This window comes from Flavobacterium aquidurense (assembly GCF_002217195.1).
Taxonomy (GTDB): Bacteria; Bacteroidota; Bacteroidia; order Flavobacteriales; family Flavobacteriaceae; genus Flavobacterium; species Flavobacterium frigidimaris.
Window position 1 is genome coordinate 132,591 of the sequence record NZ_MUGR01000003.1, and the last position, 11,479, is coordinate 144,069.

The 11,479-nt window shown below is 37.5% G+C and carries 6 protein-coding genes; all 6 read right to left on the reverse strand.

Annotated features, from left to right (window positions below; all coding sequences use genetic code 11):
• Positions 1 to 231: 231 nt before the first annotated feature.
• The 6 genes from B0A67_RS02525 to B0A67_RS02550 all read right to left on the reverse strand — a co-directional run bounded on the left by B0A67_RS02525 (position 232) and on the right by B0A67_RS02550 (position 11,114).
• Positions 232 to 2,328, reverse strand: coding sequence for a GDSL-type esterase/lipase family protein (locus tag B0A67_RS02525; protein WP_072962428.1), 2,097 nt, complete (start codon positions 2,326 to 2,328; stop codon positions 232 to 234).
• A gap of 133 nt (positions 2,329 to 2,461) precedes the next feature.
• Positions 2,462 to 3,703, reverse strand: coding sequence for an MFS transporter (locus B0A67_RS02530; protein WP_072962432.1), 1,242 nt, complete (start codon positions 3,701 to 3,703; stop codon positions 2,462 to 2,464).
• A 306-nt stretch (positions 3,704 to 4,009) separates the two neighbouring features.
• Entirely contained in the window at positions 4,010 to 5,170 is a 1,161-nt protein-coding gene (locus tag B0A67_RS02535) for a Kelch repeat-containing protein (protein WP_072962436.1), read from the reverse strand.
• Positions 5,171 to 5,200: 30 nt separating this feature from the next.
• Positions 5,201 to 6,121 carry a dihydrodipicolinate synthase family protein gene (locus B0A67_RS02540; RefSeq protein ID WP_072962440.1) on the reverse strand — a complete coding sequence of 307 codons (921 nt, stop codon included), beginning with the start codon at positions 6,119 to 6,121 and terminating at the stop codon, positions 5,201 to 5,203.
• 80 nt (positions 6,122 to 6,201) lie between these two features.
• The gene (locus B0A67_RS02545; RefSeq protein ID WP_072962443.1) at positions 6,202 to 7,662 is read right to left on the reverse strand and encodes a RagB/SusD family nutrient uptake outer membrane protein; all 1,461 of its coding nucleotides are present in this window, start codon (positions 7,660 to 7,662) and stop codon (positions 6,202 to 6,204) included.
• A gap of 17 nt (positions 7,663 to 7,679) precedes the next feature.
• Positions 7,680 to 11,114, reverse strand: coding sequence for a SusC/RagA family TonB-linked outer membrane protein (locus B0A67_RS02550; protein ID WP_084074593.1), 3,435 nt, complete (start codon positions 11,112 to 11,114; stop codon positions 7,680 to 7,682).
• Between the last annotated feature and the right edge of the window lie 365 nt (positions 11,115 to 11,479).

Sequence of the window (11,479 nt, forward strand, 5' to 3'; positions counted from 1 at the left end):
GAGACATAGTTTATAAAGCTTGGAAAGGCGTTTCACTCAAAATAAATCTCATAGGTCTATGTGAAAAAATGTATTTTCTTTAATTCTCTTTTTTTTAGATTGAAGTCTATGTTTCTATGTGTTTCATTTTTTTGTCACTCCCAATAGCTATCGGGATAAACAGATTTTATTTCTTCCTTCTTACATCTCAAATCTTGCCTCTCACATCTCACATCTTACATCTTGCTTCTTTCATCTTTCTCTATCTAAATCCAATTGAAAAGTCGAACAAGGCAAATTCGCTTCATTAACCAGATTGGCTGTCGTATAAGGTTTCCAGGCATATAAAACCGTTTTTATCTTTTCGCCTTTCGGAATATTTATGGAAACTTCATTTTTGATAATAGTCGCTTTGCTTTCGATCCGGATTCCCTTTTCGGTGACCAATTCAAAACCAATTAAATCTTTGTTATGGGCTGTCGACAACTGTTTGGCATTCGAAAAAGAAACTATAATAGCATCTCCTTTTTGTGTTGCTTTTTGTGCCGATGGTCCGTTTGCGGCGCTATTTTTTCCGTAAGTATATTTTAAGGCCAAAAGCGCCAGACGATCTCCAATTTGTTTTTTCCTTATCGGATGAACATTTGTCGAATCTCCATAATCTGAGCTAATTGCCATGCTGCTATTTGGAATTATTTTCTGTAACTTATTTTGTGCATCTCTGAAGGACGGCCAGGTCGGACGATCTGTTCCTGACAATTGAACATAATAAAAGGGCAGGGAAGTTCCCCAGGCTTTGCGCCAGCTACCAACCAGAACAGGCATTAAATGTTCGTATAATTCGATGTTGTGTGCGTTGCTTTCGCCCTGATACCAAATAATTCCTTTTATAGGGAAATCGGTAAAATGCGTTACTCCGGCTTCGTAATTGTAACTAGGTCCGTACGGATGCCGTTGTTTTGGGTTTTTAGCATTTTTTAGATTTTCATCGGTTCGGGATCTGACCCACGGCATTATAAAATCTGATTTTCGCCAGTTGGTTAGTTCATCGACTACTTTATCATCGTGTTCTAAAGTATAGCGGTCGATCCAGGATTCTATGGGAGATCCGCCAACGGCAACTTGTATTAAACCAATCGGGACATTTTCTTCGCGTGTTATATTTTGTCCGAAGTAATAGGCTATAGCCGAGAAATCTTTGGCACTTATAGAATCACTGATTTTCCATTTTCCGGAGAAGAATGCTAATCGATTCGTTTTTTCTAAAGTAATCGAATCCCAGGCTTTTTCATCGGTTTCGGCAATGGCTTCAAAATTGAATAAACGAAGACTGGTATTGTTGATGGCTTTTTTAACCTCAGTCCTTCCGTTTTCTGATTTCTGAAGCGGGAATGCCATATTCGATTGTCCGGAACAAAACCAGACATCGCCAATCATAATATTTTTTAAAACGATATTTTTTTCTTTTAATGCAATAGTAATCTGATGTGCTCCGCCGGATTTCATTGCTGGAAAAATGGCTTTCCACTTTCCGTATTCGTTTGTAGTGGCAACTTCTTTATGATTGTTAAAAGTAATTGCTACTTTTTCACCGCCATTTGCAGTTCCGTAAATTACGATTGGCTGGTTTCTTTGCAATACCATATTATCAGTGAAAACCGGGGATAATTTTAATCCGCCAAAATCTTGTGTAATGTTGCTGTAAACGGTTTGTGCCAGAATTGCTGCACCTTCTTTTGTGGGATGTAATGCATCGGGGAAAAGATCAGGACGATTGTCTAGTTTTTCATGAAGATCAATCAGTTGCACATGATTCGCTTTTGCAATTTCCTGAATGTGTTCCTGAATCTGCCAGAACCAATCTCTTGTTCCTGATTTAAAACGCGGATGTTCATTGAAGATCGGCGTCATTCTGCAAATGAAAATTTTTACTTTCGGATTTTGTGTTTTTAAAGTATCGATCAGCCAGGCATAATCGGCATCAAAATCTTCTCTGTAGTTGGGCCAGTTTCTGGGATCCGTATCATTTAATCCCAAATGAATAATCGCAATATCCGGACGATAGGCGATAGCTTCGGCAGATTTTTCGGTTTTAAAATAAGGCGTACTTCCTTTCTTTAAAAGTGTTGCGCCGCTATGTCCAAAATTTTTGATTTCATATTGACTTCCCATCAAAATTTGAAGCTGCGAAGGGTACGATTCTGTTTGCGGATGGGCTAAAAGATAACCTGCCGTAACCGAATCGCCGATACAGGCAATTTTTATTGGAGTCTGCGCCATCATTTCAAGATTTAAAACCGTTGAAATGAAGAGCATGATGATAAAAATATTTCGATTTTTTGTTCTCATTTTTCTTAGAACTATTATTAAAAAAAGACTCAATTTATAAGCTGGGCAAAGGCATAGCTTCGCCCTGGCTTATAAAAACTTCAAAAACCAACTAACACTTAAAAACTGTAAAAAAGGGGATGAACTTTATGTATTACGCATCTGCAAAATCATTGACTTTGGGACGTAGAAAACTAATTTGAACGATTAAAGCAAGCAATACAACTCCGGCCATTAAAGCGAAACCGAAACCTAAAGTTCCTGAATCTGCTGATTTTCCCAAGAGAGAAGTAACTAACGCTCCGCAGCCAACACCTGTCATATTGAGGACTCCGTAAGCAGTTGCCCGGTGTTTAGACGAAACAAACTGACAGATAATGGGCATATTATTGGCATCGAACATTCCGTATCCGATACCAAAACATAAAACAGCTCCAACCACATGAAATAAGGAATGCCCAAAACCAATCAGCATTAATGCGGGAATCGTTAAACTCAGTCCGATGGCACTGGTATATACTCTTCCTTTTATATTTTTCTGAACCCATTTATCAGATAAAATCCCTCCGAAAATAACGCCTATCAAAGACGAGAACGAGATTGTAATAGTGGCTATAGGCCCGGCCTGATCCATTGAAATATTTAAGTTGTCCGAGAATAGGGTAGGAAGCCAGTTTTTTGTTGCCCAACCCGGTAAACTGATGATGGCGAAATAAAATAAAATCACCCAAAATGAAATATTGGTAAACAATAGCGCCAGACCTTTGAAAAGGGAATCTTTTTCGTGGGTTTTATTAAACTCAGGATCAAAAACTTTGGCAGCCACTTTTTTCTCGTATAAAAAGAAAACCAACACAATCGAATACACAATTCCGATAATTCCAAAATGATGAAAAGTAGTATGCCATGAAAATCGGGCTGCAATTGTAGCGCCGAAACCTCCTAAAGCTGAACCTACATAAAGTCCCGTCATGTGAATACCAATGGCAAGTGATCTGGTTTTTTGCTGATGATAATCGGCGATTAAAGATAAACCTGCAGGAATATACAAGGCTTCACTCACGCCCATAATGGCACGTAACCAGTAAATCTGGTTGTAGTTGGTGGCATATCCCATCGCATATGTAACCGCAGACCAAACAAATAAACTGCCAATAATCAACCATTTTCGGTTTAATTTGTCGGCAATAATACCGGAAATTGGGCTCATTAAAGCATAAATCCAAAGGAAAATAGCCATTAAACGTCCAAAATTCTCGCCCGATACCAGTTCAGGAATGTCGGCTTCCATAGAAGGTCTCATGGTCGCCAGCATTTGTCTGTCCATATAGTTAAGCAACGCTACAATCCAGAGTAAGGCTACGACTAACCAGGGATAATATTTAGAGTTTTTCATATTTTGATATGCGTTTAAATTTTTTTGCCACTGATTAAAAAGATTGTTATGATTTTAATTGGTGGTAATTAGTGTAATTTGTGTTTAATTTTTTTCTCTGTGTCTCATTTTTTGCACGCAGATTAACGCGGATTGAAACAGATTCTATTTTGATTTTTTGTTTCTCTGCGCTTAATTTTTTTGCTCGCAGATTTGGCAGATTTGGCAGTTTTTTTTTCTGTTTTTTGCCACTCCCAATAGCTATCGGGATAAAAAGATTATTAAGATTTTAATTTGTGATAATTTGTGTAATTCGTGTTTAATCTTTTATTTAATAGTTCCCAACATAACATCCGGTGTACGGATTCCGGGTTTTATTTCTCCATTCGATAAAACTATTTTATCATTCCAGATGGTAGCCGTTGTGGTGACCTGAGCCAGAAAAGGCAATTCGCCAATTTTTGACCATTTATTTGTGTGTGTGTTGTACAGTAAAATAGCGTTGTAAAAACCTTTGTGTGTTGTGTTTAAAGTATTTTTTTCGGCGATAAGTTTTGATTTTTCTTCTTCAGATGCAGCTTTTGCGATTTGGGACAAAAAGGTTTCTATTTTATGAAAAGTCGTTCCGTTATCTCCGCCAAGAATTAAAATAGATTCTTTTCCTACGGCAACTCCGGCGCCTGCTGAAAAATTAGTCGTTTCTTTTCCGTCAGAGATATTGGCTTTTGTTTCCCAGGTTTGTTTTTTCAGATCGAAAGCCAAAGTGGTGTTGCGCAAATCACTTATTCCTGAAGGTGTTTTGGTTCTTCCGCCGATAACATAAATTGTATTATTTTGAATTACTGCAACTGAATTCGCTAAAGCAAAAGGCAGTTTGGTCAACGATTTCCATTCCGGTTTTTCGGCATTCAAATCAATACTAAAAACTAAATCAGAGGATTGTTTTGCCTCGTCTCCGCCAATCGCGTAAAGAATATTCCCTGAATGTGTAAGTGCCATGTTGGTAATCGCTAACGGAAAATCCGGTAATGATTTTGTTTCCACTTCATTTTTATCGGCATTCCAATTTAGGATATAGGCTTTGTTCGAAAGTCCGTTTTCATTTTCTCCGCCTACATAAACGATTCCTTTATTTGTGCTTGTATTTCCGGGATATGCAATAGGTTGCGGTAATGTAGTTGCCACTTTTTTGTTCCAATGAAAATCATCTCCCGTTTTTTCTAAAACATGAATTTCATCTGAATAATGCTTTTTTCCTCCTTCCCAAGGCATTTTGTCCTGAAAATTAGCGCCTCCGGCAACAATCAAAACAGCATTGCTTACTCCGTTTATCGGACCGGCAAAACCCAATGAAAGACTTCCGTCAGCATTTTGCAGTTGGGCTGCTTTTTTCCATTCGATATTTGTAATTTTTGTTTTTTGCGAAAAACCAACAGTTGCGGACATAATAAAAATAGTAAGGATTAAAGGAAAAAAAGAATTATTCATATGGGTTTGTTTTAGAGAAAACGAACGGATTTATTTGGATTTGAAAGTATCGAAATCTAAACCTGCAACATCTTTTTTGAATAATTCAAATTGCTCGGCGCTCATGTTTTTTACCGGCAGTCTAAACTCTCCTAAATTATGACCCACTAATTTCATATACGCTTTCCCAACGGAGATTCCGCCATATTTTCCTAAGAAACGAATCATATCAATTGATTTTTGCTGAAGCTTACGCGCTGTGACCAAATCATTATTGTTGAAAGCATCAATCAGATCATAATACAACGGAGCCGCATAATTGAAAGTACTTCCAACCGCACCTTTTGCACCAAGAACCAAAGCTGATAACATGTTTTCGTCACGTCCCCAAAGCATATCAAATTTTCCGTTTTCGTAACTCATGCAACTTTGGAAATCCATAAAATCTTCGTGTGTGTATTTTACTCCGGCAAAGTTTGGAAGTTTATTATCTAAAGCCCTAACCAAATCGTACATTGCTACATTTACGCCTGTCAATACCGGAATGTGATAATAATAAAAGGGCATATTGGGAACGCTTTCTCCTACTTTAATACAGATTTCAGCAAGTGTATCCACATTGTTTGGTTTGAAATAAAATGCTCCGGTTAAAGAAACAGCATACAATCCAATTTCGTAAGCATGTTGGGCAAGATCAATACAATCTGCCAGACAAGTTCCCCCAAGGAAAACCATTACTTTAAAATCGGCATCATGGTTTGAGCAGTCTGCCCAGGCTTGCGCTACGGCTTTTTTCTCTTCTAAAGTGATCGAAACTCCTTCTCCGGTTGATCCGTTGATAAAAGCTCCGGTGATTCCGTTTCTTTTTAGAAATGCATAATAAGGCGGAATCAGGCTTACGTCTAATTTTCCGTTGCTGTCAAAAGGGGTGAAAGGAGCAGAAATAAGACCTTGTAAATGTTCAATTTTCATGGGTGTGTTTTTTTGTTGTTTGTGTATTTTATAATTAGACTGAGAACTTGGAAATTCCCAGTCTAATTTTTTAATTGTACTTATTTACTAAGCGGATTTTGAACAATTTTTGGATTGAAATTGATTGTGTTCTGAGAGATCGGAAACAAAACTTCTTTTCCTGCTGTCATCGATGGCACTAAGCTTGTTTTATTGAAACGTACCAAATCCCACCACGCTTTTCCTTCAAAAGCCAATTCTTTTAAGCGTTCATTTAAAATTACATTGTCATTATTTGCCGGAGAATCATTGGTGAAAGAAGCCGTAATGTCTGCTCTTTTCATAACCAGATTCATTTCGGTACTTGGATCTTGTCCTAAAGCATTTTTGATTTCGGCTTTCATCAATAAAATATCTGCCCAACGGTAAATGATAATATCGCTTACAAATCGTCTCAGTGTTCCGTCAACCGTTCCGTTGTATTTTACCATACCTGTTACTACAGGAACTGGTCCGTTGTATAAAGTCAGGTAAGTTGCAGCTTTTCTGGTATCTGTCGCAGCAAAGTTGAATCTTGTAATATCAGGCTGCACTCTTGAGATTCCGGCATTACCGGCACCTGTTCCTAATGTTCCAAAAGTTGCCGTTGCCGTTGCAGAGGATAATGGTGCAAAATCACTTGGCCCCACAAACATAAACTGATTCCAGTTGTCTAATAAATTTGATGGTAAATCTGCCAATGAATAACGTACGGCAAAAACTACCTCAGCATTTCCTTTTTTATCGTACGCAAAAACATCTTTAAAGTTAGGCAATAAAGTTGGAGTTCCGATTGCATCAATAGCAATTAAAGCGGTGTTTAAATCTGCTGTTCCTCCACCCAATTGTTTGGCTGTCCATAAATTGACATCGGCTTTTAGAGCATAAATTGACGGAAGCGATAATTGCGTTTTATTGTTTGTAGCATCTGGGAAACTGGCAATCGCTGCATCAATATCTTTTTTGATAAAAGTAAAGGTTTCTTCGATACTGTTACGCGGAATAATGTATTGCGACTGATTGGTGTTTTCAGTTGGATCTGTTACAATTGGTACACCTCCCCAGGAACGCGCCATGATAAAATAACATAAAGCACGCATCGAATACGCTTGTGCAATATATCTTTTTTGCTCGTTTACAGTCGTTGGACTGAACTGAATTTTAGGAACATACTTTAGAACTAAGTTTGCCGAGTGAATTACGGTATATAAACCCGCCCAGTCTACGTCGATATTTTGCGGCGTAAGCAGGTTGTTGTAATAGTTGGCTAAAGTCAATGGAGACTGAACTCCGCCTGTTATTTCGGCACTTCTTGCTCCTCCCAATAAATAATAATTCTGTTGGGTCTGGATTCTAAAGTTCACATACATTCCGTTTACACCAGCTTTGGCGTCATCTTCTGTTTTCCAAAAACTATCAGATGTAATAACACTATCAGATGTTAGCTCTAAATCGTCCTGACAGGAGTTGAAGAAAGACAGCGTAGTGAAAAGTAGTGTGTATAGAAGAAATTTCTTTTTCATGATTTTATTATTAAAATTTACAAACTGATATTTAAACCAAGGATAATATTTCTGGGAACAGGATATGTACCTGTAGATCCTGCTGCACTTAATCCTAAACTTGATCCTCCGTCGATACCTTGTACTTCAGGGCTTAATCCTTTGTATTTTGTGAAGTAGTATAAGTTGCTTCCCGTTACATACATACGAAGTGAGGTTAACCTGGCTTTTTCAACCCAGTTTTTTGGAAACGTATAGGCGAATGTAATTTCTCTGATACATAAATAATCTCCACTTTCGTAATAACGGCTGTTTCCTTGAAACATATTCGTGTTGTAAGCAGCTCCACTGGCTTCTGATCTGAACAAGTTGTTTTGGTTCGTTTGATCTGCCCAACGGTAACGAGGTACATCTGTAATGTCTCCTTCTTTTTGCCATGATTGTGCACTTTCTGCCAATAATCCGTAGTTACCCTGAAACTGACCTAAGAAACGTGCTCTTGCTTCGTTGTAAATTGTAGCTCCTAATGAATAATCTGTTCGTACCGTTAAAGAGAATCCTTTGTATGAGGTATCAAAATTGAATCCTCCTACGAATGTTGGGAACATATTTCCCATATATTTTCTGTCTCTGCTGTCGATGACACCATTGTTATCCGTGTCTTCGAATACAGCATCTCCGGCGAATTTTTTACCTTCAGGATTCCCACCATTTGCAGCCGTTTTGGTTACATAAGTATCGTGAACTTTCAGGTTGTAGGCATCTGCTTCTGCCTGAGTAGAAAGAATGTACAATTGGTTGTGTGCATAGAAATTTCCAATTTTTTGTCCTTCCTGTAAACCTCCGACGTATTGATAAGTACCACTTTTTTGATCGAAAATCTCTGTTCCGCCAATTCTGTTATTTAAATTTCCATTAGATGGAAGTTTTTCAATCGTGTTGGTGTTATGAGAAACGTTTGCCCCAATATTAATTTTCCAGTCATTTTTGTTGTAAATATTGGCTTGTACTTCTAATTCGAAACCTTTACTTCTTAATCCTCCAAGATTCGTTAAAACTGTAGAGAAACCACTGTTTGATGGTAAAGTCAGATTCGTTAATAAATCAGACGTTAGTTTGTTATAGAAATCTCCAATAATTCTGATTCTGTCTTCGTTGAAACCTAAATCGAAACCACCATTTACAGTTTCAGATTGTTCCCATTTTAATCCCGGATTGGCAATTTGTGAGTTGATAATTGCCGATTGTCCGTTGTAACTATTAGGCAAACCATTGGTTGAACCGGAATATAATCCGCCAGCCTGGAAATCACCTAAAGTTCCTAAGTTACCATTTACACCATAACTTCCGCGAAGTTTAAGCGAAGAAACAAATTTTGGCATTGCAGTTTCCCAGAATTTTTCTTCCTGTATGTTCCATCCCGCAGAAATCCCCGGAAAGAAACCGTATCTGTTGTCAGGTCCTAAACTTGATGAACCATCATAACGGAAAGACGCCGTAGCAAAATACCTGTTTTTGTAATCGTAATTTAAACGCCCGAAAACACTGTTTAAAACCAATTTGGTGTTGTTGCTGTAAACAGAAACCGGGATTGGAGAAGAGTCTAAGGTCTGCGCCAAATCTGACGGGCTTCCTTTTCCTGATGCGTTGAAAGATTTTATCGTTCTGTCGTATTTAGAAGCTCCTAATTTAGCATCAAAATCACCAATATTATCCCATGCTTTTTTATAGGCAAAAACTCCCTCGTATTGTACTTGTGAAATTTGATTGCTCAGTCTTGTTGCTGTACGCGTATTGTCTACCAAACCACTGCTTCCGCTTAAGAACGCCTGTTGAAAAGTGTTGTCATTTTCGTTTTCACTGTAAAGAGAAAGAGAAGGAGTGAAGGTAAAATCTTTGGCTAGTTTTAATTCACCATCTACGCCCATCTGCAACTTGTTATTTTCGTTGATCCCTTTCACTTTCCCCATTTGATACAATGGATTTCCGTTAATATTGTTCTGACCCGGAGCCAGTGTTCCGTCTTCAAGATATAATTTTGTAGTAGGGGAGTTTCCTAAATAGCGGTTGAAAACTACGCTATTTGCTACTACCTGATTGTTGCTTGATTTAGAAAATAATACACGGCCATTTACGGTAAAGTTGTCTGCAACTTTTAAGGAAGCATTTAATTTTCCTGTAAATCTTTGATAACCTGTGAAGATCGTAATACCATCACCTTTTAGATAACCTAAACTCAAATCAAAAACTCCTGTATCGTTTCCTCCGCTGATACCAAGGTTATGACTTTGTGTAAGAGCACTTTGAAATAATATGTCATTCCAATCCGTGCTTTTGTACATAATAGTACTGTTAGGATTTAACGGATCCTGTAGTTCCTGCCATCCCTTTGCCTGTAATTGACCAATAGTATCCGGCGTTAAATTTGATTTTAATAAAGTAGCAAACGGCGTATTATTTTGAAGGTTGTTTCCTGTACCGGCAGGAGTTGCGCCGGTTAACTGACCCAGTCTTGCGATACCTGTAGTGGTAGAAAGTCCGGCAAGTTCTGCGGCGTTATAAATACCCTGGCGTTGAAATTTGATATAATCCCCACCGTCCATGAAATCGTATTTTTTGCCAATTCGGCTACTTTGAGTAGAGACGTTATATGTCACTTTCATTTTACCTGATTTACCTGTATTGGTGGTAATGATAATTACACCGTTTGATGCACGGGCTCCGTAGATAGAAGTCGCAGCAGCATCTTTAAGCACCTGAAGCGACGCAATATCAAAAGAGTTGATATCATCAATCTGCGTACGAATAACACCATCGACTATATATAAAGGTGTAGCACCTGCAGGATTATCGATAGAAGTACCTCCACGAACCAAAATGTTTGAAGCTTTTCCGGGTTGACCAGATGATGTTTTTACCACCAAACCGGTTACGTTACCCTGCAAAGATTGTGTTACGTTTGAATAAGGTACATTTTCTAATACTTTTTTGTCCAGTTTAGAAACGGCAGTACTTAAAGTTCTTCGGTTTTGAGAACCATATCCTACTACAATAACCTCATTCATTTGTTGTCCTATTTCTTTTAGGACAATATTAAGTGGCGCAGTACCAATAGCTACTTCCTGTTCCTGAAGTCCAATATAAGAAACGATCAGAGTAGTGGCATTATCCGGTACTTCAATAGAAAATTTTCCGTCAAAATCAGTTTGAGCGCTAAAGTTAGTCCCTTTGGCAACAATGTTTACACCCGGTAAAGCTTCTCCTTTTTCATTGGTAACTGTTCCGGTAATTTTCTTTTGAACAAGAGCATTTCTTTTTACATTTTTATCTGTAAATACGGTACTTTTTTCTGTTTTTGCAGAAGCTAACTGCATGGTAAAAACTAAAAGCAACGCAGATGTCAGTTTTATAACTTTTACGTGTTTAGGAGTAAGCCTACAATTTTTAGGTTTACTTTTAGGCAATAATTTCATACTTTTGTAATGGTTTGGTTAATAATAACTTTGTTAAAGGTCTGTTATCTATTTCCTAATCATTGTTCCTTTTAGAGGAACCAGCCAGCAATGTTTCCAGCATTCGCTGGCTTTTTTATGATTAAAAAATAAATATTTTATGCAATGGTTTGTGTTGTCGTTTTTAATTTCCCTTTTTTATTAAGACGGTTCTTTCTCAATAAATATTTTATTTTTTGACTTTTCTAAAATTTGATTAAAAATAAATTGATTCTCTTTTGCTAAAAATGAAATTCCATAATTACAGATAATTTAAACACCTATGTTTTATTTCTGTGATCATTTAACAAACAAAATTCATTATCTGAATAAATGTTATGATAATC

Excerpts from the sequence above, each read along its gene's own strand:
- B0A67_RS02525 (WP_072962428.1), bottom strand. The coding sequence starts at position 2,328 with ATGAGAACAAAAAATCGAAATATTTTTATCATCATGCTCTTCATTTCA.
- B0A67_RS02530 (WP_072962432.1), bottom strand. The coding sequence starts at position 3,703 with ATGAAAAACTCTAAATATTATCCCTGGTTAGTCGTAGCCTTACTCTGG.
- B0A67_RS02535 (WP_072962436.1), bottom strand. The coding sequence starts at position 5,170 with ATGAATAATTCTTTTTTTCCTTTAATCCTTACTATTTTTATTATGTCC.
- B0A67_RS02540 (WP_072962440.1), bottom strand. The coding sequence starts at position 6,121 with ATGAAAATTGAACATTTACAAGGTCTTATTTCTGCTCCTTTCACCCCT.
- B0A67_RS02545 (WP_072962443.1), bottom strand. The coding sequence starts at position 7,662 with ATGAAAAAGAAATTTCTTCTATACACACTACTTTTCACTACGCTGTCT.
- B0A67_RS02550 (WP_084074593.1), bottom strand. The coding sequence starts at position 11,114 with ATGAAATTATTGCCTAAAAGTAAACCTAAAAATTGTAGGCTTACTCCT.